Source organism: Roseobacter sp. (assembly GCF_024639605.1).
Lineage (GTDB): Bacteria > Pseudomonadota > Alphaproteobacteria > Rhodobacterales > Rhodobacteraceae > Roseobacter.
Map to the genome: position 1 here is coordinate 14,889 of NZ_JAHEHZ010000002.1, position 23,103 is coordinate 37,991.

The 23,103-nt window shown below is 58.9% G+C and carries 24 protein-coding genes; 5 read left to right on the top strand and 19 right to left on the bottom strand.

Annotation, left to right across the window (positions count from 1 at the left end; all coding sequences use genetic code 11):
* Positions 1-46 precede the first annotated feature (46 nt).
* From Q0M35_RS00515 to Q0M35_RS00570, 12 genes are all read right to left on the bottom strand, one after another.
* On the bottom strand, positions 47-544 hold the full coding sequence (locus Q0M35_RS00515) for a prepilin peptidase (protein WP_295311121.1): 498 nt from the start codon (positions 542-544) through the stop codon (positions 47-49).
* A 6-nt stretch (positions 545-550) separates the two neighbouring features.
* Positions 551-1,411 (bottom strand): tetratricopeptide repeat protein, encoded by an 861-nt coding sequence (locus Q0M35_RS00520; RefSeq protein WP_295311123.1) that lies wholly within the window; start codon positions 1,409-1,411, stop codon positions 551-553.
* 31 nt (positions 1,412-1,442) lie between these two features.
* Complete coding sequence (locus Q0M35_RS00525; protein WP_295311124.1) at positions 1,443-2,027, bottom strand: tetratricopeptide repeat protein; 585 nt, start codon at positions 2,025-2,027, stop codon at positions 1,443-1,445.
* Positions 2,024-3,010 carry a type II secretion system F family protein gene (locus Q0M35_RS00530; RefSeq protein WP_295311126.1) on the bottom strand — a complete coding sequence of 329 codons (987 nt, stop codon included), beginning with the start codon at positions 3,008-3,010 and terminating at the stop codon, positions 2,024-2,026. The genes Q0M35_RS00525 and Q0M35_RS00530 overlap by 4 nt, the downstream gene beginning before the upstream one ends.
* Before the next feature lie 12 nt (positions 3,011-3,022).
* Complete coding sequence (locus Q0M35_RS00535) at positions 3,023-3,985, bottom strand: type II secretion system F family protein (protein ID WP_295311128.1); 963 nt, start codon at positions 3,983-3,985, stop codon at positions 3,023-3,025.
* Positions 3,986-3,996: 11 nt separating this feature from the next.
* Positions 3,997-5,448 carry a CpaF family protein gene (locus Q0M35_RS00540; RefSeq protein ID WP_295311130.1) on the bottom strand — a complete coding sequence of 484 codons (1,452 nt, stop codon included), beginning with the start codon at positions 5,446-5,448 and terminating at the stop codon, positions 3,997-3,999.
* A 20-nt stretch (positions 5,449-5,468) separates the two neighbouring features.
* Positions 5,469-6,704 (bottom strand): AAA family ATPase, encoded by a 1,236-nt coding sequence (locus Q0M35_RS00545; protein ID WP_295311131.1) that lies wholly within the window; start codon positions 6,702-6,704, stop codon positions 5,469-5,471.
* 379 nt (positions 6,705-7,083) lie between these two features.
* Entirely contained in the window at positions 7,084-7,455 is a 372-nt protein-coding gene (locus Q0M35_RS00550; RefSeq protein ID WP_295311132.1) for a hypothetical protein, read from the bottom strand.
* Positions 7,456-7,459: 4 nt separating this feature from the next.
* Positions 7,460-8,827, bottom strand: a complete 1,368-nt coding sequence (locus Q0M35_RS00555) for a type II and III secretion system protein family protein (protein WP_295311134.1) — start codon at positions 8,825-8,827, stop codon at positions 7,460-7,462.
* Positions 8,828-9,021: 194 nt separating this feature from the next.
* Positions 9,022-9,870: a Flp pilus assembly protein CpaB gene (gene cpaB / locus Q0M35_RS00560; RefSeq protein ID WP_295311136.1), complete on the bottom strand. Its 849-nt coding sequence runs from the start codon at positions 9,868-9,870 to the stop codon at positions 9,022-9,024.
* A 240-nt stretch (positions 9,871-10,110) separates the two neighbouring features.
* Positions 10,111-10,290: a hypothetical protein gene (locus Q0M35_RS00565; protein ID WP_295311138.1), complete on the bottom strand. Its 180-nt coding sequence runs from the start codon at positions 10,288-10,290 to the stop codon at positions 10,111-10,113.
* 130 nt (positions 10,291-10,420) lie between these two features.
* Entirely contained in the window at positions 10,421-10,642 is a 222-nt protein-coding gene (locus Q0M35_RS00570) for a hypothetical protein (protein WP_295311140.1), read from the bottom strand.
* Positions 10,643-10,996: 354 nt separating this feature from the next.
* Here Q0M35_RS00570 and Q0M35_RS00575 point away from each other — a divergent pair, with 354 nt between their 5' ends.
* Entirely contained in the window at positions 10,997-11,833 is an 837-nt protein-coding gene (locus tag Q0M35_RS00575; protein WP_295311142.1) for a lytic transglycosylase domain-containing protein, read from the top strand.
* A 6-nt stretch (positions 11,834-11,839) separates the two neighbouring features.
* Here the strand turns inward: Q0M35_RS00575 and Q0M35_RS00580 are convergent, their stop codons facing one another.
* The 7 genes from Q0M35_RS00580 to tldD form a co-directional block, all read right to left on the bottom strand.
* Positions 11,840-12,130, bottom strand: coding sequence for a GNAT family N-acetyltransferase (locus Q0M35_RS00580; RefSeq protein ID WP_295311143.1), 291 nt, complete (start codon positions 12,128-12,130; stop codon positions 11,840-11,842).
* Positions 12,123-12,749 (bottom strand): 3-oxoacid CoA-transferase subunit B, encoded by a 627-nt coding sequence (locus Q0M35_RS00585; protein ID WP_295311145.1) that lies wholly within the window; start codon positions 12,747-12,749, stop codon positions 12,123-12,125. The genes Q0M35_RS00580 and Q0M35_RS00585 overlap by 8 nt, the downstream gene beginning before the upstream one ends.
* 7 nt (positions 12,750-12,756) lie before the next feature.
* On the bottom strand, positions 12,757-13,815 hold the full coding sequence (locus Q0M35_RS00590) for a PAS domain-containing protein (protein WP_295311147.1): 1,059 nt from the start codon (positions 13,813-13,815) through the stop codon (positions 12,757-12,759).
* A gap of 14 nt (positions 13,816-13,829) precedes the next feature.
* Positions 13,830-14,525 carry a CoA transferase subunit A gene (locus Q0M35_RS00595; protein ID WP_295311148.1) on the bottom strand — a complete coding sequence of 232 codons (696 nt, stop codon included), beginning with the start codon at positions 14,523-14,525 and terminating at the stop codon, positions 13,830-13,832.
* A 160-nt stretch (positions 14,526-14,685) separates the two neighbouring features.
* On the bottom strand, positions 14,686-17,265 hold the full coding sequence (gene topA, locus Q0M35_RS00600) for a type I DNA topoisomerase (RefSeq protein WP_295311149.1): 2,580 nt from the start codon (positions 17,263-17,265) through the stop codon (positions 14,686-14,688).
* Between the two features lie 234 nt (positions 17,266-17,499).
* On the bottom strand, positions 17,500-18,717 hold the full coding sequence (dprA, locus tag Q0M35_RS00605; RefSeq protein ID WP_295311151.1) for a DNA-processing protein DprA: 1,218 nt from the start codon (positions 18,715-18,717) through the stop codon (positions 17,500-17,502).
* Positions 18,718-18,838: 121 nt separating this feature from the next.
* A complete protein-coding gene (gene tldD / locus Q0M35_RS00610) occupies positions 18,839-20,260 on the bottom strand; it encodes a metalloprotease TldD (RefSeq protein ID WP_295311153.1) in 1,422 nt (473 codons plus the stop codon).
* Positions 20,261-20,453: 193 nt separating this feature from the next.
* Here tldD and coxB point away from each other — a divergent pair, with 193 nt between their 5' ends.
* Genes coxB through Q0M35_RS00630 form a run of 4 tightly spaced genes read left to right on the top strand, consistent with a single transcriptional unit; the run spans position 20,454 to position 23,084 of the window.
* The gene (gene coxB, locus Q0M35_RS00615; RefSeq protein WP_295311155.1) at positions 20,454-21,335 is read left to right on the top strand and encodes a cytochrome c oxidase subunit II; all 882 of its coding nucleotides are present in this window, start codon (positions 20,454-20,456) and stop codon (positions 21,333-21,335) included.
* A 58-nt stretch (positions 21,336-21,393) separates the two neighbouring features.
* On the top strand, positions 21,394-22,332 hold the full coding sequence (cyoE, locus tag Q0M35_RS00620; protein ID WP_295311157.1) for a heme o synthase: 939 nt from the start codon (positions 21,394-21,396) through the stop codon (positions 22,330-22,332).
* A gap of 3 nt (positions 22,333-22,335) precedes the next feature.
* A complete protein-coding gene (locus Q0M35_RS00625) occupies positions 22,336-22,500 on the top strand; it encodes a cytochrome C oxidase assembly protein (RefSeq protein ID WP_169639789.1) in 165 nt (54 codons plus the stop codon).
* Positions 22,500-23,084, top strand: coding sequence for a cytochrome c oxidase assembly protein (locus tag Q0M35_RS00630; RefSeq protein ID WP_295311160.1), 585 nt, complete (start codon positions 22,500-22,502; stop codon positions 23,082-23,084). Before Q0M35_RS00625 ends, Q0M35_RS00630 begins: the two co-directional genes overlap by 1 nt.
* The last annotated feature ends 19 nt before the right edge of the window (positions 23,085-23,103 follow it).

A 23,103-nucleotide genomic window follows, 5' to 3' on the forward strand; every position in this document is an offset into this window, starting at 1 on the left:
TCATTTGCGCTTCAGAGTGAACGGTAGAAGGAAAAAATGGCTTAATTCAGGCACCATTTAGTGCTGCAAGGCACAGATACAGGGCGAGTGTAGGGCCAAGCGCCAGCCCCATCGGGAACTTGTTGCCGGCGTCCCAGCTTTTCCAGCCGGGTGCGAGATTTCTAAGCCGCGAGGCGCGCACGAGCCGGTGAGCGGCAAGGGCCGCGACCATCATCACCGCAAAAATCACAGCGACGACAATCGCATCCTGCAGCACCACGTAAGGGGCTGCTGCGGCTGCGAATTTTGCGTCACCGGCGCCGAATGCCCCGACAGCATTGAGCGCGATCCCGGCCAGCAGCACGATGACAAGCTGGGCAAGTTGCCAGAGATAAACGGTGAACCCGTCCAGCACAAAAGGTCCCAGAACAACGAAGATCACCGCCAGGACGGTCACCGCCTTGTTGGTGATCTTCATATAAGCAAGATCCGTCCAGGAAACGTAAAAACAGACGGGCAGAACGAACGGCAAAAACCACAGCGCGGCAAAAGAAGACAGCGCCATAAAAGATCAACCGGTCGTCGTGGTCTGCTCGAGTGCTTCCAGCGCGCGAACGGCAGGCTCAAAATACTGCGGATGGGTGTCGATCGAGTCCTTCAGCAGTGCTTTACCCTGGCTCACGTCACCCTGTTTGATCGCCGCAAGGCCAAGCGTGTGCAGAAGCTGCGCCCGTTCGATCTGATCCATCGGGATAACAGGCAGCGTGTAATCGCGCTGTGTTCCGCGGGCGAGGACAAGGTTGTTCTTTGCGGTAAAGAGCGTCGGATCCTCACGTATCGCTTCGCCAAAGAGGCGCTCGGCCTCTTTGATGTCACCGCGCGACAGTTTGGAATAGCCCCAGTTATTCATGACATTCGCGGGCTTGGTCGTGAGGCCCACAGCGATTTCATAAAAGCTGTCGGCTTTTTTCCACTCTTTGTTACTGTCAGCCACCATCGCTTCGAGCCGGTAGCGGTCAAAGGTCTCGAAGGTCGGCGGAATGGTGTCGAGCACCGTTTCGGCCGTCGCCCAGTCGCCGGAGCGGATCAGGTTGTCGGCATACTGGACGCTGTCGCCCGGGTTTGAGCCCGGGTGCTCGACGACCTTTTTCCAGGCGGGAACGGCTTCAGTGTAGCGTTTGCCACGGGTATAGGACACGGCGAGACCCCGGCGGACATCAATCCGGTCAGGGTTGGTTTTTATCGTGCGTTTGAAGTAATTCACCGCCTCGTCGGGGTCGGCTACAGTCAGCATGATGTCCGAAAGATCTGTTTCGTCGATCACGTTGACGTCCTGAAACGCCCGGTCCACGGTCTCGTCCGGTCCCGGCGCACAGCCTGCTACAATGAGGAGTCCTGCCATAGTGGCAGACAATACGATTGGTCGGCGCATTTTTGCGTCCTTTTTGCTGCTCTTGCCCGTTTCACGGTGACGGCCCGATCGTAAACTCGCTCCGACTGCGCCGCACCAGTGTGAAGTCAGTGGTCTTCTGTGCAACCTGTGTAGCAGAATTTTCGGATTTTGCGAGTGCTAAGCGCAGATTGTCACGGATTGCGATATCTTCGCCATTGCTGAGTGCAAAGGCGCGCTGAAAATACTGTGCGGCTTCGGCGCTGCGTCCGGTCTCCATCAGCACAACGCCGAGATTGTTGAGATCAGAGGGCTGTACATCGGGCTTTGCAATGGCCCGCCGCATCATCTTTTCCGCCTGGCCCAGTCTGCCAAGGCCAAGGTTGGCCGCACCAAGGCCGGACAGGATTTCGCCGTCAATCTCGCCCCGGTCCACAGCGGCGCGGTTAAAAGCTTTGATCGCGAGTTCATACTCGCCCGAAGCCAGCAAGCGGTGCCCCACCTCAACACCGTCTTCTGCTTCAGCGCGGTAATCTACTCCGGGAGCAAATACCCCGTCGCCGGATGCGGAAAGGCCGCCCGTGTCACAGGCGGCAAGTCCGAGTGTTATGGTGGCGATTGCGGCGGGCCCGGAGACCCGCCATAGCCATTTCATCATTGAGGGCCTGACATATTCCCGAGTTGTGTGATGCCATGTGCCGAAGGACCCACAAGAATGACCAGCAGCGGCGGCACGGTCAGCATCATAGTGGCAAGGGTCATCTTGGTTGGCAACTTGTTTGCCGCCTCTTCGGCGCGCATCACACGTTTGTCCCGCATTTCTGCGGCATAAACCCGCAGCGCTTCGGCGATGGATGTACCGAACTGCGCCGACTGGTTCAGCACGGTCACAAAGGACGATACATCCTGCACTCCGCACCGCTCGCCCAGATCATTGAGAACTGTTGATTTGTCTTTACCCGCCTTCATTTCATAGGCGACCACGTCGAATTCCTGGGCCAGAGCGGGATAGGAGGCGTGCAGCTCGCGCGCCACACGGACGATACACTGGTCAAGAGACTGACCGGCTTCAACACAGACAAGCATCATGTCGAGACAGTCAGGAAAGCCGCTGGTGATCTCTTCTTTGCGCATGGCGACACGGCGGGTAACCCAGTAGCTCGGCAGGTAATAGCCTGCAAGGCCCGGGACCAGCGTGTAGATCATCATTTTCTGGGTGCTGAAGCCTTCACCACCCTCAAGCACGTTAAGCCAGACAAAGGCAAGGATCAGACCGGCGATGCCCAGAGCGAACTGAGCAAAGTGGAAGAAACGGACAGAGTCCTGGCTCTGATATCCGGCCTGGCGCAACTGCAGCTGTCGCTTGGTCAGCTCAGCTGCGTCCTTGGGCTCCAGAAAGGAGGCGAATTTCTGCAGCTGTTCGTTACGGCCGCCCTGGCGCAGACGTTTCTGATCGGTTTTTCCGCCTTCCGGTGCCTGAACGGACTTCTTCAGTTTGTCCATCGGGTCTTCGGGCTGCGCCATCATCGCGACGATTGTCATGATGATGATCACGAGGCCCACCGTGCCAAGAAGGATCATGGGACCGAGCGGGCCGAGCAGATCCGTGATCATCGCGTTGAGGTTATTGATCATTTCCATGGAACTGGTTCCTTACACCTTAATATTGGTGAGCACGCGCATCACGACGAGGTTCACGGTGAGCATGATCCCGACGAAAAAGCAGGCGGGGATGAAATAGGGGTGGTCCCTTACGTTGTCATAGTAGCCGGGGTCGGTGACGTTGATGATGATCAGTGCGGCGACCGGGAATCCGGAAAGGAATTTGCCGGACCATTTGGCTTCGGCGGTGATCGCTTTCACCCGGCGGAAGAGCCGGAAGCGCGCACGGATTACTTTTGCCAGACCTGCGAGAATTTCGGCAAGGTTACCGCCCGAGGTTTGCTGAATGGTGACGGCAACGGCCAGAAAGCGAAGGTCCTGCATGTCGAGCCGTTCTGCCATTTCCTTGAGCGCGTCGCCGACGTCACGGCCATAGGCCGCCTCATCTGCGATCATGCCGAATTCAGAGGCCAGCGGATCCTGGATTTCCTTGGAGACGATCTGTACCGCGGAGGAGAAGGGATGACCCACACGCAGCGAGCGCACCATCAATTCCACCGCATCGGGCAGCTGTTCCTCGATCATCGACAGACGCTTGTTAGCCTTGCTGGAGACCCAGTAGTAGACGCCTCCGACACCGAAGCCGATTGCCATCACGATGCGGACCGGCAGGCCTGTGGCCGTGCCCACGGTCAGGCCCATGAAGGCGACGAAAGACAGGATGATCATCACAACGATCAGCTGCCTGGGCGTGAAAGCAATTGCGGCTTTCTGTGCCTTTTCACCCAGCATAGAATAGAGCGGGATGGATTTTGTTTTCATGTGCTGCTGCATTTCTTTGCGCAGTTTTTCCAGCACCTCTTCGCGGCCGGCACCCTTATCAAGCATTTCCAGCCGGCGGTTCACGCGGCTGTTCAGCGAGATCGATTTGCCGAATGTAACGAGGTAGAGTCCTTCGACGAGCGCAAGCACGGCGACAAAAATCAACCCATAAATAATTGGTTCGATTGACATTTTACTGATCCTTACTCGGCGGCGACAGGTTCATAGATGGATGGCGGCAAATCATAGCCCCACATGCGGAACCGTTCCGCGTAGTGCGAGCGAACGCCCGTGGCTGTAAAGTGACCAATGATTTTGTTTTCCGGTGTCAGGCCCACACGCTGGTAGCGGAAGATCTCCTGCATGGAGATCACCTCGCCTTCCATGCCGGTCACTTCTGTGATCGAGGTCATGCGGCGCGAGCCGTCCTGCAGGCGTGATGCCTGCACAATCAGGTTCACAGCGCTTGAGATCTGTGAGCGCACCGCTTTCAGCGGCATTTCGATGCCGGCCATGGCAATCATGTTTTCAAGACGGCTGACACCATCGCGCGCGGAGTTCGCGTGGATTGTGGTCATGGAGCCGTCGTGGCCGGTGTTCATGGCCTGCAGCATGTCGATAACTTCTTCACCACGGGTTTCCCCCACGATGATGCGGTCAGGACGCATTCGCAGCGCGTTTTTCAGGCAGTCTCGCGGGGAAACCTCGCCCTTGCCCTCAACGTTGGGCGGGCGGCTTTCCATCCGGCCCACATGGGTCTGCTGGAGCTGAAGTTCCGCGGTATCCTCAATCGTCAGGATCCGTTCGGCATTGTCGATGAAAGAAGACAGCGCGTTGAGAGTTGTCGTTTTACCCGAGCCGGTACCGCCCGAGACGATGATGTTGAGCCGGGTGGCAACAGCGGCCTGAAGATAAGCGGCCATCTCTTCGGTAAAGGCGCCGAAGCTTACCAGATCGTCAATGCCCAGCTTGTCTTTTTTGAATTTACGAATGGAGACCAGGCTGCCATCCACGGCAACCGGCGGCACCATGGCGTTGAAACGCGAGCCGTCTTTGAGGCGGGCGTCAACGTACGGGTTGGATTCGTCGACCCGGCGACCAACAGCGGATACGATCTTGTCGATGATGCGCAACAGGTGGCGTTCATCTTTGAAATTGATGTCGGTGAGTTCCAGCTTGCCGTCCCGCTCAACAAAGATCTGTTGCGGGCCGTTTACCAGAATGTCGTTGACGGTTTCGTCTTTCAGAAGTGTTTCAAGGGGCCCCAGCCCCGTCACCTCGTCATAAAGTTCAGAGGTCAGCGTCTGCCGGTCCTCGCGGTTCAGAACCACACTGCGTTCTTCGAGGAATTCGCTGGCGATGGCGCTGATTTCCTGACGCAGATCCTGCTCGGAGGCGTGCTCAAGAGCAGAAAGGTTCAGGTTGTCGAGCAATACGCGGTGCATATCGAGCTTGAGCTCTCCCATACGCTCCTTGCGCTTGCGCTCCTTGTCCATCGGCGTGACCTGCGCGGGTGAAACCTGCGCGGCTTTGCGCGTCACGGTTGCCGCCGGCGCAGTGTTCTGGGCCGGCGCGATGGTCGTTACTTTTTCTGCCTTTCCGGCGTCCGGAGCAGCACCCGGCGTGCCGGTAGATTTTTTATATTTTGAAAACATGCAGGTATTCCTTCAAAGGATCAGGCTGCTTTGGCATTGTCGGTGCCGAGCTCGTGAATGGACAGGGCCAGCTTTGCAATTTCCTTGCGCAGGGGGTTCTTGGGAGCGGAGATTGCCAGCGGCAGGCCGTGATCGGCACCCTGGGTTATGGGTTTGCCACCATCGGGCATCTGCAGATCGATAGAGATGCTGAGTGATTCGCCCATGCGCTTGACGCGGCTCTTGCCGGACAAATCAGTAAAGCCGGGCGCGCGGTTCATCACATAGCGCAGCTTTTCCACTGGCAGCTCTTCGGACTGCAGCGCGCGTTTGAACCGCAGTGCGTTCTGAGCCGAGCGCATGTCCATCTCAAGCATGGCAAAATAAACGTGTGCCTGGTTCAGGACCGCCTCGGACCATGACACCAGTGTCGACGGCATGTCGATCACAACATATTCAAAGTGCCGGCGGGCCATCGCCAGAAGACGGTTGATGTCTTCCGAGGATACAAGATCAAGCGGCAGCATATCGGTAGGGGCGGTCAGAACCTGCATTTTGTCCTGAAAGGTCAGCAGCGACTGGCCGAATGTCTCGTCGTCCATCTTTTCGGTGTCAGAGAGCATGTCATAGACCACTTCGCGGCGCGGCAGGTCGAGATAGGTGGCAACTGAGCCATATTGCAGATCGAGATCGAGCAGGCAGACGCTGGGCCCGCCTTCCTTCTTGGCAGTAGCAAGCTCCCAGGCCAGGTTCACTGCAAGTGTCGTAGAACCAGTACCGCCGGCGAGACCGTGAACAACAATGACAGCGCCTTCTTTATGGTTGCCGGATTGCAGGCCAGGACCGCTTGTGGTGGCGGGCAGAGCCGCTTCGGCCGCGCGGACACGCTCGATGGCCTCGGACAGCTCATTTTCCGGCAGAGGGTAGGGGACGAACTCGTCCGCACCCTGGCGCAGCAGCGTGTGCAGCGATGCCGGCGTGACATCTTCGGCAATCAGAATGACTTTGATCCTGCGGGACTTGGCCTGGGTGATGATTTCACCCATCAGAGAGAGGTTCTCCTCATCGGACTCGTCAATCGCAAGGGCAATGAACTCAAGGGCCTGCGCTTCGGGTTGCCCGAAAAAAGCGAGCGCCTCAGCAAATCCGAGATCGCCCCAGTTTTCGCCCAGTGCCAGCTCCATGTCTTCGATCAGGAGATCAAAGTTCTGCACATCGCGACTGACTGTGCAGGCTACGATCAGCGATGTATCGGGTTGTGGCATTGTACTGCTCATTGCCTCGTCGTCCTCTTTGTTCAAAGGGTGGGCGAAGCGTAAACGGGCATATCTTAATTTTGCCCACCATACTCCGGCACAGCCCTCGCCCGGCATCGCCGGACATACGTGTCCCATTGCAGGTAGAGTCGCAGTCAATCTGGGCGAGATTAGGGCTTAATCCGCCCAATTGTTGGGTATCTCGACACAATGATCCCCGGATGCATTGCTTTGTCTGACGGTCCCTCGCACCGCCCGCTCAGGGCGAGATGCTCGCCGGTTGATGCGGATCGCAGTAAGCGACAAGGCGTTGCCGGACAGTGGAGCAGGGGCGTCAGACGGAAAAAGGGCGGATCCGCCGGACCCGCCCTTTGATCTGGTAGCTGCGTCAGACGCTGGCTTAATCGTCGCCGCCGTCCGTTTCGCTGACTGTGGGAGTCTGCGTCGCGCTGCCAACATACTCATTGTAGATGATGTTGGCGTATTTGCCGTCGAGGCGACCATCGCAGTGGACGCGGTAGATTTTGCGGCCCGGCGTGCTGGCCGGATCGAGAACCACAACCGGATCTGCAAGGTGGCTGCCGTATTTGCCGCCTTTGCCGGCACCCAGCCCGTTCGTCTTACAAGCCTGGACCATCATGTTATGCATTGTCGCATCGCCGAAGTTGCCGTTATCAAGCTGGCTGCCAGCAGGATAGGCACAGGCGGAAAGTGTTGCGAGACACAGTCCAAGGACCGTTATGCGGGTTTTGTTTATTGTCACGTGTTTCATCTGATCACTCCATCACGTAGCCGTAGGAACCGCTGAAGTCCTGCTTGGCAACTTCACCTGCTGCGCCGGCATTGCGAATGACGCGGCCGTTGAGAAACAGGTCTGCTTCGCTGGGTGCACGGATCCGGTCAGTAGACAGTGCCAGTGCTTCACCACGTGTCGGCGACACAAGATGGGCTGTGATGATAATCACAAGCTCAGTCTGTGAGCGCTGATAGTCGGCGCTGCGGAACAGGGCACCAAGAACAGGCACATCGCCCAGCCACGGAACCTGTGTTGCAGAGTCGGTGAAGTCATCCTGCAGAAGGCCCGCAATCGCAAAGCTTTCCCCGTCATCCATCTCAACCGTGGTCGAGGTTTCGCGGCGGGTGAAGGCGTCGATCGAGATGCCGTTTGCCAGAGAGACGCCGTTTGCTGTATCGATCGAAGACACCGCAGCGGCAAGCTGGAGGTTGATGGTATCGCCGTCCACGACACGGGGCACAAAGTTGAGCTCAATACCGAAGGGCTTGAATTCAACTGAGATTGTGTCGTTGTCCTGAGCGACCGGGACCGGATATTCACCGCCGGCGAGGAAGTTGGCTTCCTGTCCGGAGAGTGCCACCAGGTTCGGCTCTGCGAGGGTGCGTACAGCACCTTTGCGTTCCAGAGCTTCGAGCAGAACGCCGACTTCGACGGATCCCAGGCTGAAGCCTACGTTAAGTGCGCCCGCCGGAGCACCGCCCGACACGCCACCCACACCGAGGAAGTTGCCGTCTGTGCCGTTGATACCGATCGATGCACCAAGAGATTTCGACACTGTGCGGTTCATTTCGGCAAAGCGGACCTTGAGCTGCACCTGCTGTACACCGCCAACCGTCATCAGGTTGGAGACGCGGTCAGGCGCGTAACGGTTCGCCAGTTCCAGGGCCCGCGAGAGCTTCTGGCTGCTGGACACAAGACCCGACAGCACGATGCCGTCGTTTGCCGTGCGTACTTCGATGCGCTCTCCGGGAAGAATCTGCTGGAGGCGCTCTTTAAACTCGGTCACATCCGGTGCGACCCGGACTTCAACATTGGTAATAAGCTGTCCCGCAGCGTCCAGAAGCGTCAGCGTTGTAATTCCGGGCGCTTTGCCCAGGACATAGATGCTGCGATCCGAAAGCGACGAGATGTCTGCGATACCCGGGTTTGCAATGCTGAGTTCAGCGAAAGGAATTTCGCTTTCAACAACAACCGCCCGGTTCATGGATACGTTAAGTGAAGAGTTAGTTTCCTTCGCAATCACGCGGAGAGTATCAGCGGTTGCTGATCCTGTTCCCGTGAAAGCAACCGGACTAACACTGATGGCCAGCCCGAGAAGGGCCGCTTTCAATATTCCGTTGTTTTTCATGTGACCTGCCCTTTTTGTCACGCCTCGTTTCCGGGTCTTTAAGCCCGCATGTGGATTACTCTGCGTTGGTTTTAGTTTTTTTTCAATAATCAATGGGTTCTGACACACAGCTTATGTGGGTAATTGGCAACAGACAGAACGAGGACAGGCGCCACACCGGGGGTGCAGCGCCTGTATAAGGTCTTGTTTTCGTTTTAATTTGTGCAGGGAATCGGGACCGATACGATCTCTTCACCTTTGCGCTGGCGGATCGCACAGACGCGTTCCTTGGGCGCTGCAACCTTAGGTGCGGCCTTTGTCAGGCCGAGCAGGGAGACCTGATCCACCTCGATGCCACCGACTTCTGTGTCGTCACCGGCGCCGACCAGCGACAGGGAAAGTCGACCTGTGGATTGTGCCTGCGCCAGTGCCGCGACCTGCTCAGGTGTTGCCTGGACGGTGACGGTGCGGGCGATGCGCGCGCCGTTTACTTTATCATCAGACTGGTCCACCGCAATAAGGCGCACGCTGGCTTCGATCAGTTTGGTAACGTCTTCACGACCCTCGCCCACGTTCACAGCACCGGTCCAGTAAACGTCCACGCGGTCACCCGGGCGCAGAAAGCCCGACACGCCGCTGGCCACGTCCACGCGTATGGCAAAGGCGCGCATGCCTTTGTCGAGGCGTGTGGTCAGGCCGATATCCTCACCCGGCTGGGTGATCTTAACCTGCATCAGCGGCTCGCCCGGCTCCATAGGGCGGACAACGAGGCGATGCTCGTCGACACCTTCCGGGAAGAGAACGGCCAGATCGCTGTAGGTGCCCTGAGGAACGGAATCCTGAGGCCAGTTCACAGCACGGATGTTTTCCTGTTTCAGGATGTCACCGTATTTCATCGGATTCTTCGCGACAAATACCGTTTGAGTAGGAACGATCGCCTGTTCCTTCTGTTTCGCAACTGCCAGCTGCTGCTGATACTGACCAATGTAATCCTTGGCCATGTAAACGGCACCACCGGCCAGGGCCACGCCCGCCAAAAGCACCAAACCGAAAATCAATCGCATTGTCTTACCTCGTTCTACTACCCGTTTTGAGCCTGAAAGCGGGTCTGTTTATATCTGCTGTCTGACTGACATCCGATTGTGGCAATTTAAGGATCAACGCATGTCTCAACAGCGGCGTTTTGCGCGGTCCGGCAACAATCGCCGGATGTGCTGCCGGTGCTGTTCCGGGGTCGGATGCGGAAGCGGACACCGGCGCGGGGCATTCCGCCGCCGCTCCGGTTCCCGGTGTCACGTGCCGTTTCAGAATGGCTCGTAATTTGCAAGAAAGTCGCCGGTTTTCTGCGTAACCGCAGTAGATCCGCCGCGCAGTTCGACAACCAGGGTAACTGCAAGCCCCACGACAGCAGCCGTCAGGACAACCCAGTCCACGGCTACAGCGCCGTCTTCGTTTTTTAATACCTGTCTTAACAGTCGTACCATACACCACACTCTTTGTTTAAATATGTGAAACAGGCCGGCAGAAAATGACCGGCGCAACAGAAAAGGGGGGCCGGTTCCGGATGTGGAACCGTGCCCCCCCGATTTTCTGAGACTTCAGGTCCCGGAAGTATTAGCCACCGGTGGTCAGGCCGGTGTTGTCGGTGCCTGCAGCGTTCGCCGGGTCAACACCTTCCATGAAGGTACCTGTGGATTCTGTCAGAGCAGTCGCACCATCTTCGATGGACTGGTAAGCAGCGATCGCCAGGCCAACAACAGCAGCTGTCAGAACAACCCAGTCAACTGTAACCGCACCATCTTCGTCGTTGCGGAAGTTTTCGATAAATTTCATCATAGTATGTCCCTCCAAAGGATCATTGAGATTTCACTTTTTAACCTTGCCGTCCTCGTGACCGTTACTCTCATGTGGTCTGTCCGACTTGGTATGCCGCTATATAGACGCTGGATTGGGGCATGAATTTGACCGCAAATGTGACTTTTGCAGACTGCCGGGGAATATATCCGGAAAAATTTTCAAATCATTGTTTTTACAATAAAATAACCTTTATTCCGCGGGCGCCGGACGCAGTAAGGGGGCGGATTGTGGCGAAATCGCCGTCTTCAGGTGCTGGTTTGACTGGTCTGCGGGCTGTTTCTCTGCGAGACTGACACCAATAACGCGTGAAAAAATCAACGCCGGGCGGTACATATGCGAAATATTCTGGCTTCAGGGCTCTGTGCGCTTCTGTTCACATCAGCCCCGGCACTGGCGGAGAGTCCGCCACCCTTCCCTGAATTCAAATCGAAACGGATCGGAGTGCCCCAGGCGGGCACAAAACGCATCAACGTGCAGATTGACCCGAATGATCAGTTCTTTGACCGGCCTGCTCCGCGCGCGGGGCGCACCAACCCCGAGCCTGTGCCCGAGGGCACTTTGCCGCCCGCACCCGCCGGGCCGGTAGTCGGTGCCTATGGCTGGTTCTGGGATCGTGTCTCGCCGAGTATGCTGGCCTCGGGGCCGGGGCGGCTGCAATCGGCGATGAATATCATCTCCGGGATCGGGCGCGTCCCGCAGCCCCGTTTGCAGCATCTGCAGAGCATCGCGCGCAGCAACGGGCGAGAGATCCTGAAATCCACGATCGGCACCCGGGTGTCACCGGCTCTGGTGCTGGCGGTGATTTCAGTTGAATCGGCGGGCAGGAGTGACGCGGTCAGCCACGCCGGCGCGCAGGGTCTGATGCAGCTGATGCCCGCAACTGCCGCCCGCTTTGGCGTCAAGGACAGCCAGTCGCCCTCCGAGAACATCTCAGGCGGCGTGAAATACCTGGACTGGCTCATGGGCGAGTTCGACGGCGACCCCATCCTGGTGCTGGCCGGATATAACGCGGGCGAGGGGGCCGTGCGCAAACACGAAGGCGTGCCGCCCTATGCCGAGACGCGCGATTACGTGCCCAAGGTGCTGGCGGCTTTTCAGGTCGCGCGGGGGCTGTGCCTCACGCCGCCTGAGCTTGTCACTGACGGATGTGTTTTCGCCGGGCTGAACTGAGCGGTCTCAGACCTTGAAGGCATCTGCCCAGTCGGGATGTTTGCGCCGCTGTGCGTTTACGAAAGGACAAAGCGGCACGATCCTGAACCCTTCGGCGCGCGCGTCCGCCACCAGCCGGGTGACCAGAGCCAGTCCGGCACCGGTACCGCGCAGCGCATCCGGGACACCGGTGTGATCGGCAATGACAGCCTCTGGCGACAGAACCGAGTAGGTCAGATCGGCCTCATGCCCGTTCAGGATGAGGACATATCGCCCCTTGCTGCCGTTCTGTTCGCAGGTGATTTCAAATTCAGACAATGGTGGCTTCGGTGGCGGCACGCAGCTCGTCTTCGGTGACGCCATCGGCGCACTCAACTATCTTCAGGCCGCCCTCGACCACATCCAGGACACCCAGATTGGTAATGATGCGGTCCACCACGCCGGTACCTGTAAGCGGCAGGGTGCATTCGCGCAGCACCTTGCTGTCGCCGTGTTTGTTGGTGTGATCCATGACCACGACGACCCGGCCGACACCGGCAACAAGATCCATTGCACCGCCCATGCCCTTGACGAGCTTGCCGGGGATCATCCAGTTGGCAAGATCGCCGTTCTCGGCCACTTCCATGGCGCCGAGGATCGCCATCGCAATCTTACCGCCCCGGATCATGCCAAAGCTGGTGGCGCTGTCGAAATAGGAGGTCTGCGGCAGCTCAGTGATCGTCTGCTTGCCGGCATTGATGAGATCAGGGTCTTCAGTGCCTTCGACGGGGAAGGGGCCCATGCCCAGCATCCCGTTTTCAGATTGCAGCGTCACTTCGATACCGTCCGGTATATAGTTACTCACCAGCGTGGGAATGCCGATGCCGAGATTCACATACCAGCCGTCTTCAAGCTCGCGGGCGGCGCGGGCCGCCATCTGATTACGATCCCAGGGCATGAGGTTCCTATCCTGACAGGGACGCGCCGGCCGGCACGTCTATTGTGATAAAGCTGCCCGCCGCACCACGCCCGAGCTGCAGCGTGCCCTCCAGCCCTTCGATAAGGCCGTTGATGATGCGGCCACCGACGGTTTTGTCCGAAGGCCATTGCATATCCCGCGGAATACCGGTGCCGTCATCCGAGACGATCAGACGAAGACCACCAGCACTCAGCTGCGACATACGGAATTCCACCAGACCATTATCGAGCCGGTCAAAAGCGTGCTGAAACGCGTTCGTCAGCAATTCGGAGGCGACCAGCCCAACGCGGGTGGCCACTTCGATCGGCACCTCAGCGGGTTCGATCTGGATGCTCATGCGCACGCCCGAGCGGCCTTCGATGTGGCAGATTGCACAGGCGAGCCGTGACATGAAGCTGCCCATGGGAATGGTACCCCGGTTGGACTGGTCATCCGAGAGCTTCATCTCTTCATACAGCAGCTGCAGGGTTTCGATCCGCCGGCTCAGGGCGGCAAAGTCATCAGGCACCGAGGTCGCCGACGACTGCTGCCGGATCATCGAGATGATCATCGACAGATCAGTGTGCACGCGGTTCTGAACTTCCATAAGCTGTTCGTTGACCTTATCAGCCCCGGGCGCGCGCTCGCCCTTATTCAGCACTTTCTGGATGCCCATGAAGTACTGCACACGGCCCTTTGCATCCATGATCGGCGACACCACCAGCCGGTTCATAAAGGGCTCACCGTTCGAGCGGTAATTCAGGATATCAACTGCCACCGTCTCGTCGGCTTCGATATGTTTGCGCAATGCATCGACAGAGGCCTTCTCGGTGCTCTCGCCCTGGAGAAACCGGCAGTTGCGCCCGATGATCGCACTGCGCGGATAGCCGGTTGTCCGGGTAAAGGCCTGGTTGACGTAAACAATCGGGTTGTCTTCAAGATGCGGGTTGGTCAGAACCATCGACACTTCAGCACGCGCAAAGCCGTCAAAGGCCCGGTCATCGAAAAAGAGCTCTTCTTCGCTGATGAGGTCGCTGTCGGCTGAGGTGTGATATGTATCTGCCATCTGGTGATCCGGCCTCAGGCGGCCCGTGTTGTGCGCTGTTCAATGCGCTTTTCATGTGTGCCTTGAATCAGCCGGTGCACATAGATGCCCGGCAAGTGAATACTGTCTGCATCAAGACTGCCGGTTGGCACAATTTCTTCAACCTCGACCACACAGACCTTGCCGCACATCGCGGCAGGCGGGTTGAAATTGCGCGCGGTCTTGCGAAAGACGAGGTTGCCCGTCGGGTCGGCTTTCCAGGCTTTGACAATGCTGAGATCGGCGAAGATACCGCGCTCAAGGATATAGGTCTCGCCGTCGAAGTCTTTGTGCTCTTTGCCCTCTGCGATCACAGTGCCGACGCCTGTTTTCGTATAAAAGCCGGGGATGCCGCAGCCGGCCGCACGCATACGTTCGGCAAGTGTGCCCTGGGGGTTAAACTCAAGCTCAAGCTCACCGGACAGATACTGGCGCATGAATTCCGCGTTCTCTCCCACATAGGAGCTTATCATCTTTTTTACCTGTCGCGTCTGCAGCAGGATGCCGATGCCGAAATCATCCACGCCGGCGTTGTTGGACGCAAAGGTGAGGTCTTTGGTGCCGGCATCGCGGATTGCCGCAAGCAGCAGTTCAGGGATGCCACACAGGCCGAACCCGCCGGCGGCAATTGTCATACCGTCGTGCAGAACGCCATCAAGCGCCTCGGCGGCTGATCCGTAGACTTTCTTCATTGTGCATCCCCAAAAACCGGTGGCTTGCCGGACTTTGCATCGCGTTGCCCGGGCTGTCAATCACGGCTGACAGCTACCTCGTGTTCCGTAGAATACCGTATCGCAGCCCGGGTCCGGGCGCAAAGGGTTTGCGGAAAGAGGACGGCAAACCGGGGCAGGTTCAGCTGCTTTTTGCTGTTTTCTTCGCTGCTGTTTTCTTGCGCGGTGCAGCTTTCTTTCTGCGGGTGCCCTTTTTCGCGGCCTTCTCTTCGATCAGCGCCACGGCGGCCTCGATGCTCAGATCATCAGGCGCTGTTTCTTTGGGGATCGTCGCGTTGATTTTGTCCCACTTAACATAGGGTCCGTATTTGCCTTCCATGATGGAAATCTGGCCACCCTCACCGGGATGTTCGCCAAGATCGCGCAGGGTCTTTGCCGCCGCACCGCGTCCGCCCCGGCTCGCGACCTTTTCCGCCAGCAGTTGCACCGCACGGTTCATGCCCACGGTAAATACCTCGTCAATGCTCTCCAGGTTGGCGTTCGTGCCGCCTCGTTCGGAGGTCGATGCTGCATGCTTGAGGTAGGGCCCGTAACGCCCGATGTTTGACCAGACCGGCACGCCGTCTTCAGGGTGGGGGCCGATCTCACGGGGCAGGGACAACAGCTTGAGCGCCTGCGGCAAACCGACGTCTTCGGGCGGCCAGTCTTTGGGGATCGACTGTCGTGGCGGTTTCTTATTGTCTTCGGTGACTTCGCCGCGCTGCACATAGGGGCCAAAGCGGCCCTTGAAAGCATAAATCTTGTCGCCGGCGTCCTCGCCCAGCAGTTTGCCCTCGGGCGGAATCCCGCTGTCGTCTTCTTCGCCCGGCGGGCCGAACGCACGGGTGTAGCGGCACTCGGGATAATTCGAGCAGCCGATGAACGCCCCGCCAGAGCGCGCCGTGCGCATGCTCAGCCGGCCCGCGCCGCAGTTGGGGCAGAGCCGCGGGTCGCTGCCGTCTTCGTTCGGCGGGAAGAGGTGCGGCTCCAGCACTTCGTTGATCTTTTCCAGCACCTCGGTGATGCGCAGATCGGCTGTTTCGGCAATGGCGGCGGAGAAATCCCGCCAGAAGCGGCGCAGCACTTCTTTATAATCGGCATCCCCCGCGCTCACATCGTCCAGCTGGTCTTCAAGATCGGCGGTGAAATCATATCCCACATAGCGGCGGAAATAGTTTTCCAGAAAGGCCGTCACCAGACGACCCTTGTCCTCTGGGATCAGGCGGTTTTTGTCTTTGCGCACATATTCGCGGTCCTGGATCGTCGTTACGATCGACGCATAGGTCGAGGGGCGCCCGATGCCAAGCTCTTCCATACGCTTGACCAGCGTGGCCTCAGTATAGCGCGGCGGGGGCTGGGTGAAATGCTGCTCGGGCGTGATGGAGCGTTTCTCCATCGCATCGCCCTGATCGATCTGCGGCAGGCGCTTGTCATCGTCATCAGTGACAACATCATCGCGGCCCTCTTCATAAACGCGCAGGAAGCCGTCAAAGAGCACGACCTGGCCCGTTGCGCGCAGTTCAATCTGACCGTCAGCGCTGGCCACATCTACCGTGGTGCGCTCCATGCGGGCAGCTTCCATCTGGCAGGCCAGGGTGCGTTTCCAGATCAGGTCGTAGAGTTTGCGCTGATCCGCGTCTGAGGTTTTCAGATCCTCCGGTTTGGTCAGCATCTCCGTGGGGCGCACACATTCATGCGCTTCCTGGGCGTTCTTGGCTTTGTTTTTGTAGATGCGCGGTTTGTCCGGCACATATTCGCCACCATAGAGGGTTTTGATCGCGTCCCGCGCCGCGGTGACCGCTTCGGGGGCCATGTCGATGCCGTCGGTCCGCATATACGTGATGTAGCCGGCCTCATAAAGCCGCTGCGCGGTGCTCATGGTCTGGCGCGCACCCATGCCGAACTTGCGACTGGCCTCCTGCTGCAGCGTGGAGGTCATAAAAGGGGCGGCGGGGTTACGGCTGGCGGGCTTTGCTTCGACCGATTGTACTTTGAGATCACGCGAAGTGATCGCCTGAACGGCCATCTCCGCCTGAGTCTGATCTGCAATGTCGAAGCGTTCAAGCTTCTTGCCGGCCAGAACGGTCAGGCGCGCCTCGAAATCCTGTCCGCGCGGCGTGCCAAGCATTGCTTTGACTGACCAGTACTCACGGTTGCGGAAGGCTTCGATTTCCATCTCGCGCTCGACGATCAGGCGCAGGGTCACAGACTGTACGCGCCCTGCGGATTTGGCACCGGGCAATTTGCGCCACAGTACAGGCGAGAGGTTAAAGCCTACCAGATAATCCAGCGCGCGCCTCGCCAGATAGGCCTCAACGAGCGGCATATCGACCTGGCGCGGATTGGCCATCGCCTCGGTCACGGCCTTTTTGGTGATCTGGTTAAAGACCACCCGGCTGACGGGGGTGTCCTTTTTGATCGACTTGCGTTTGGTCAGGGCTTCCTGAAGGTGCCAGCTGATTGCCTCGCCTTCGCGGTCGGGGTCGGTGGCGAGAATGAGAGCGTTGTCTTCTTTGAGCGCATCGGCAATGGCTTTGACGTGTTTTTTACTGTCGGAGGCCACTTCCCAGAGCATGTCGAACTCGTTTTCCGGATCCACCGAGCCGTCTTTCGGGGGCAGGTCCCGCACATGTCCGTAAGAGGCCAGAACGGTGTAATCCTTACCCAGATAAGAGTTGATCGTTTTTGCTTTGGCTGGGGATTCGACGACGACGACCGGCATATTACGGGGTACCTCTGAGCGAAAATATCTGATGTCTATGGCCACGTCTGAGGTGGGGTGCAAGCGGATTTTGTCAATCGTGCCTCGTGCAGGCCGTGCCTCAGACGCCCTGGCAGAGCGGCACTGGAGTTGGGTCCTGATGGGTCAGGCGGCTGACCCGCTGGTGCGAAAATAGTGTTCCCGGAAGGCGTCCGGCGGAACCCTGAGCGCGTCGTTCAGTGCACCGTCGCCCGGTCAGCTTGTGCGCGAAACCAGCCCGCCTGCCTGTCGGATGATCTCACCTTTCAGTTCCAGTTCGAGCAGCGCAGGGGCCGCATCTGACGAACGCACTGCGAGATCACGGATGAGCTGGTCTTCAGCCAGCGGCGCCGGGCTCAGCCGGTCGAGGATGCGGCGGTGCAGTTCCGCTGCATGGGCGAGGGCTGCGTTTTTGACCCGGCGTGCGGGAGGGGTCAGTAAGGTCTGCCCTGAGGTCATTGCTTTTCTGCCGGGTGCAGCGGTTTCCCGGGGCATGGGCAGAGGCAGGGGCCGTTGATCAGTATGCGCTGCGATAGGGCCGATGGCTTCAAGAACGTCCCGGGCCGACCGCACCAGGACCGCGCCGTCGCGGATCAGCTTATTGCAGCCCGATGCACGCGCATCAAAGGGGCTGCCGGGTACGGCCAGAACTTCACGACCCTGATCGAGAGCATCACGCGCGGTGATCAGGCTGCCGGATTTTGCAGCAGCCTCCACAACGACCGTTGCCCGGCTCAGCCCGGAGATGATCCGGTTGCGGCCCGGAAAGTGCCGCGCTCTTGGTTGCAGCCCCGGCGGGTGCTCTGACAGACGCAATCCGTGGTCCGCAATATCACGGGCCAGTCCGGTGTTCTCTGAGGGATAGATGATATCCACGCCGCCAGCCTGAACCGCGATTGTCCCGGTAGGCAGTGCTGCCAGATGCGCAGCCGTATCAACGCCGCGGGCCAGGCCCGAGACAATCACATAACCCGCCGCACCCAGATCCGCAGCAAGCGAGCGTGCCATTCTGGTGCCGAGCGAGGAGGCGTTCCGGGCGCCGACCAGAGAGATCATAGGTCTCAGCAGCAGTTCAGGATCGCCGATCACCCATAAAAACGGAGGCGCATCGCTGATTTCCTCAAGAGTGGCGGGATAGGCAGGCGTGCCGGACATTACCAGCCTGGCACCGGCCGCGCGGGCGGCGTTGAGTTCGGCCTGCACAACCTCTGGGGGGCAGACCTCATATTTCTCAACGCCGGCGGCGCGCGCCACCTCAGGCAGCGCGGCCAGCGCATTCTGCGCAGTGCCGTGTTCAGTCAGCAGTCGTTTATACGTCGTTATGCCAACCCGGCGGGAGCGCAAGAGACGGAGCCGGGAGAACTGTTCGTCTTCCGGGGTGGGTGGGAGTGGGGGGTGAGTGGAAGAAGGATTGTGATCCTTTTCATCAGTCATCCGCGGCTCCGTCCTTTGCAGAATCAGGTTTAAGCCGTCTTGGTTAACAACGCGTGAAGAAACTCTGCCCCCGGGCATCGCTATTTATGGGGAGACCAGCGGCGACCCGCAGCCGGGCGGGTCAGGAGGCCGATCCGCCCACCGTCAAACCGCCGATCATCAGCGTCGGCTGGCCCACCCCCACCGGCACCCATTGTCCCGCCTTGCCGCAATTGCCCATGCCCGGATCAAGCGCCATGTCGTTGCCGATGGCGCGGATGTGTTTCAGGGCGGTGGAGCCGTCTCCGATCAGGGTCGCACCGCGCACCGGTGCGCCGACTTTGCCATCCTGCACCCGGTAGGCTTCGGTGCAGGAAAACACGAATTTGCCGTTGGTGATATCGACCTGGCCACCGCCGAAACCGACCGCATAAATGCCGTCCTTGAGGCCGGCGACAATGTCATCGGGAGCCGTGTCGCCGCCCAGCATGTAAGTGTTGGTCATCCGCGGCATCGGCGCATGGGCATAGCTCTCGCGCCGCCCGTTGCCGGTGGGGGCGACCCCCATCAGGCGGGCATTCTGGCGGTCCTGCATATAGCCTACAAGTATGCCGTCCTCGATCAGGGTGTTTTTGCCCGAAGGCGTGCCCTCGTCGTCGACAGAGATTGAGCCGCGCCGGTCCGGGATCGTGCCGTCATCCAGCACCGTGACCCCGGAGCTGGCAATCTGCTGACCCATCAGTCCGGCGAAAGCCGAAGAGCCTTTGCGGTTAAAATCGCCTTCCAGCCCGTGCCCGATTGCCTCGTGCAGCAGAATTCCGGGCCATCCCGGGCCAAGCACAACATCCATCACACCCGCCGGAGCAGGTACGGCACCAAGATTGACAACCGCGACCCGCAGGGCCTCGCGCGCTTTTGCCTGCCAGTCCTGCAGGGCCAGCAACCCGTCGAGCCCCACGCGTCCGCCGCCGCCTGCTGTGCCGGCTTCGCGCCGGCCGTTCTCCTCGACGATCACCGAGACATTCACCCGCGTCATGGGCCGGACATCGCGCACGGATTGCCCGTCCGGACGCAGAATTTCGACCTCTTGCAGGCTGGCGGCAATCGTGGCCGAGACCTGCACAACCCGCGGGTCCAGATCACGGGCAAAGGCATCGATCTCGCGCAGGGTTTCGATTTTTACCGGGAAGGGTGCTCCGGCTATGGGGTCATCGTCGGTATAAAGCTTTGTATTGGTTGCGACTGGCGCATCCGCCCAGGTGCCGCCGCCGTCGCCCACGGCCAGACGTGTGGTTTCCGCCGCCCGCTTTAAAGCGCTTTCCGTTATTTCTGTGGAATGAGCGTACCCGGTGACTTCTCCGCGCACAGCGCGCAGACCGAACCCGGCGCCCGCATCATAACTCGCGGTTCTGAGCCGCCCGTCGTCAAAGACCAGTGCCTCGGAACGGCGACGCTCCAGAAACAGCTCTCCGTCATCGGCACCATCAGTGGCCGCGCGCAGAACCCTCAGAGCCGTTTCCCGGTCCAGCGAATCGTCAAAGGGTGAAAAAGGCGCGTCTGTCATTGGGCTGGTCCTTTGCAAAAAGCGGCTGATTTCCGGCTCAGCGTCTGTTTGACGCAAGCTGAAGCCTTTATCTCGTACACAGAATATGATTGTAAGGATGGCGAATACAACGGGAGGGCTGATGCGCAACTCAGATCCTTACCCACAATGCGCAACAATGATCCAGCGATCACCAATCAGATCAGGACGACACATGAAAAGAATCACATCCCTCGCAGGCTTTATGGCCGGCCTGACAGCGACCGGTGCTTATGCACAGGACAACCTCGAAATCATCGGGAAACCTGTGGACGGGCTGACCGGGTTTCAGCCCGCTGTTACCGAACTGGCGCGCGATATCCACAATCTGGACTGGATGCTGCTGGTGATCATCACGATCATCTCGCTCTTTGTGACGGCGCTCATTGCCTGGGTCTGCATACGCTACAATGCAAAGCGCAACCCGGAGCCCGCGACCTTTACACACCACACACCCGTTGAAATTGCCTGGACGGTCATTCCGATTGTCATCCTCGTGTTCATCGGTGCCTATTCGCTGCCGGTTTTGTTCAAGCAGCAGGAAATTCCTGAGGGCGACATCACGATCAAAGTGACCGGATACCAGTGGTACTGGGATTACGAATATGTGGATGAGGGCTTTGAGTTTTCTTCCTACATGATCGGTGCACCGGCAACCGGTGGCAACAATGCCAAATCGCCCGAGGTGATTCAGCAGCTCGAAGAGGCCGGGTATTCGGAAGATGAGTTCCTGCTGGCAACCGATACATCTGTTGTTGTGCCTGTTGGCAAAACCATCGTGATGCAGGTCACGGCCGGCGATGTGATCCACTCCTGGACGATCCCTGCCTTTGGCGTGAAACAGGACGGTGTGCCCGGTCGTCTGGCGGAACTGTGGTTTAAGGCCGAGCAGGAGGGCATCTATTTCGGTCAGTGCTCCGAGCTTTGCGGTCTGAACCACGCATATATGCCGATCACGGTAAAAGTCGTATCGGAGGAAGCCTATGCCGAATGGCTGGCCGGTGCGAAAGAGGAATACGCCGGTATCCCGCAGACCCGCGTACTGGCATCCAACTGAAGCGGGCCGGGCTGTGCGTGTCACAGCCCCTCGCGCTACCTGCGCCCGAGGCACATGAATGTCTGATGTAAGCTACAACACACCTACCGGGGAATATGATACGCAGCTCGGCGATTATTTCGCCCTGCTCAAGCCGCGCGTCATGTCACTCGTGGTGTTCACGGCGCTGGTGGGCCTGATCGCGGCGCCGGTGCCGGTGCATCCGGTCATTGCCTTTGCCTCGATCCTTTTTGTGGCCATCGGGGCGGGTGCCTCGGGTGCGCTCAATATGTGGTGGGACGCGGATATCGACGCCGTCATGCGGCGCACGGCAAAACGCCCCATTCCGTCAGGCCGGGTGCCTGCGGGCGAGGCGCTGAGCCTTGGGATGGCGCTTTCGGGTCTCTCGGTGATGATGCTGGGGCTTGCGGCAAATCTGCTGTCCGCGGCGCTGCTGGCATTTACCATCTTTTTCTACGCCGTTGTCTATTCCATGTGGCTTAAACGTGCGACGCCGCAGAACATCGTGATCGGCGGAGCCGCAGGGGCCTTCCCGCCGGTTATTGGCTGGGTGATCGCGACAGGCAGTTTCTCTGTCGAGGCCTGGCTGATGTTTGCGCTGATCTTCATGTGGACGCCGCCGCACTTCTGGGCGCTGGCACTCTTTATGAAGTCTGATTACGACGACGCGGATGTGCCGATGCTGACCGTGACCCACGGGCGCAAAGTGACGCGCGCACATATCATCGCCTATACCGTGCTGCTGGCCGTTCTGGCCGTTGGTACGGGCTTTACCGCCATCGGCGGGCCGCTTTATCTGGCGACGGCCGTAGTGCTGAACACGCTCTTTCTGAAAGGTGCTTACGACATCTGGCGCCGGCCTGAAGAGGCCGCGATCAAAGACGGATATATCGTGGAGAAGAAATTCTTCCGCCTGTCGCTCTGGTATCTGTTCGCCCATTTCGGCGCGATCCTGTTTGAAGCGGTGCTGCGCCCCTTCGGTCTGGGAGGCTGGTAAATAATGGCACTGCGTCCTGAACACGAGATCCACACACGCCGCCGCGGACGTAACGTTGGCGTGGGTCTGATGCTTGCAGGATTTGTGGTGCTGGTGCTGGCGCTGACCTTTACCAAGGTCACCAACGGTGCATTTGAGTTACCCCGTGCAGAGGAGCTCACACAGTAATGGCGCTTTCCGGTCCGGCAAAAACAGTGGCACAGACCGTCAGCCTCGTGCTTGTGATGGGGGCGCTGGCCTGGGCATCAGTGCCGTTTTACGACTGGTTCTGCCGGGTGACGGGTTTTGGGGGTGTCACGGGCGTCTCTGAAGTGGCCCCTGATGATGTGCTCGATCAGACGATCAAAATCCGTTTCGACGGCTCTCTGAACAACCGCATGTCCTGGGAATTCAAACCCGTTGTTCGCGAGATGGAAGTGAAGATCGGTGAAACCGGCCTTGCTTTTTATGAGGCCTATAACCCGACCGATCGCCCCATCGCGGGGTCTGCGAGCTATAACGTCACCCCCTATCAGGCGGGCGGCTTTTTCAACAAGATCCAGTGCTTTTGCTTTGAAGAGCAGGTGCTGGCGCCCGGAGAACGGGTGCAGATGCCGGTCACCTTCTATGTCGATCCGGAAATTGTCGATGACCGCGACGGACAGTATATACACACCATCACACTGTCCTATACATTCTACGAAATTGATCTGCCTGAAGGTTATGCCGCGGTAGACGATGCCAACACCAACTCAGACACAAGTCTGAACTGACCAGGATAAGGTAAGGGAC

What these genes read in the sequence shown, in the direction of transcription:
- Q0M35_RS00590 (WP_295311147.1), bottom strand. Translation starts at nt 13,815, where the DNA reads ATGGCAGATACATATCACACCTCAGCCGACAGCGACCTCATCAGCGAA.
- Q0M35_RS00570 (WP_295311140.1), bottom strand. Translation starts at nt 10,642, where the DNA reads ATGATGAAATTTATCGAAAACTTCCGCAACGACGAAGATGGTGCGGTT.
- cpaB (WP_295311136.1), bottom strand. Translation starts at nt 9,870, where the DNA reads ATGCGATTGATTTTCGGTTTGGTGCTTTTGGCGGGCGTGGCCCTGGCC.
- dprA (WP_295311151.1), bottom strand. Translation starts at nt 18,717, where the DNA reads ATGACTGATGAAAAGGATCACAATCCTTCTTCCACTCACCCCCCACTC.
- Q0M35_RS00630 (WP_295311160.1), top strand. Translation starts at nt 22,500, where the DNA reads ATGGCGCTTTCCGGTCCGGCAAAAACAGTGGCACAGACCGTCAGCCTC.
- Q0M35_RS00530 (WP_295311126.1), bottom strand. Translation starts at nt 3,010, where the DNA reads ATGGAAATGATCAATAACCTCAACGCGATGATCACGGATCTGCTCGGC.
- Q0M35_RS00515 (WP_295311121.1), bottom strand. Translation starts at nt 544, where the DNA reads ATGGCGCTGTCTTCTTTTGCCGCGCTGTGGTTTTTGCCGTTCGTTCTG.
- Q0M35_RS00625 (WP_169639789.1), top strand. Translation starts at nt 22,336, where the DNA reads ATGGCACTGCGTCCTGAACACGAGATCCACACACGCCGCCGCGGACGT.
- Q0M35_RS00520 (WP_295311123.1), bottom strand. Translation starts at nt 1,411, where the DNA reads ATGCGCCGACCAATCGTATTGTCTGCCACTATGGCAGGACTCCTCATT.
- Q0M35_RS00535 (WP_295311128.1), bottom strand. Translation starts at nt 3,985, where the DNA reads ATGTCAATCGAACCAATTATTTATGGGTTGATTTTTGTCGCCGTGCTT.
- Q0M35_RS00550 (WP_295311132.1), bottom strand. Translation starts at nt 7,455, where the DNA reads ATGAAACACGTGACAATAAACAAAACCCGCATAACGGTCCTTGGACTG.
- coxB (WP_295311155.1), top strand. Translation starts at nt 20,454, where the DNA reads ATGAAAAGAATCACATCCCTCGCAGGCTTTATGGCCGGCCTGACAGCG.
- Q0M35_RS00540 (WP_295311130.1), bottom strand. Translation starts at nt 5,448, where the DNA reads ATGTTTTCAAAATATAAAAAATCTACCGGCACGCCGGGTGCTGCTCCG.
- Q0M35_RS00575 (WP_295311142.1), top strand. Translation starts at nt 10,997, where the DNA reads ATGCGAAATATTCTGGCTTCAGGGCTCTGTGCGCTTCTGTTCACATCA.
- Q0M35_RS00525 (WP_295311124.1), bottom strand. Translation starts at nt 2,027, where the DNA reads ATGATGAAATGGCTATGGCGGGTCTCCGGGCCCGCCGCAATCGCCACC.
- Q0M35_RS00555 (WP_295311134.1), bottom strand. Translation starts at nt 8,827, where the DNA reads ATGAAAAACAACGGAATATTGAAAGCGGCCCTTCTCGGGCTGGCCATC.
- topA (WP_295311149.1), bottom strand. Translation starts at nt 17,265, where the DNA reads ATGCCGGTCGTCGTCGTCGAATCCCCAGCCAAAGCAAAAACGATCAAC.
- Q0M35_RS00545 (WP_295311131.1), bottom strand. Translation starts at nt 6,704, where the DNA reads ATGAGCAGTACAATGCCACAACCCGATACATCGCTGATCGTAGCCTGC.
- Q0M35_RS00565 (WP_295311138.1), bottom strand. Translation starts at nt 10,290, where the DNA reads ATGGTACGACTGTTAAGACAGGTATTAAAAAACGAAGACGGCGCTGTA.
- Q0M35_RS00595 (WP_295311148.1), bottom strand. Translation starts at nt 14,525, where the DNA reads ATGAAGAAAGTCTACGGATCAGCCGCCGAGGCGCTTGATGGCGTTCTG.
- tldD (WP_295311153.1), bottom strand. Translation starts at nt 20,260, where the DNA reads ATGACAGACGCGCCTTTTTCACCCTTTGACGATTCGCTGGACCGGGAA.
- cyoE (WP_295311157.1), top strand. Translation starts at nt 21,394, where the DNA reads ATGTCTGATGTAAGCTACAACACACCTACCGGGGAATATGATACGCAG.
- Q0M35_RS00585 (WP_295311145.1), bottom strand. Translation starts at nt 12,749, where the DNA reads ATGCCCTGGGATCGTAATCAGATGGCGGCCCGCGCCGCCCGCGAGCTT.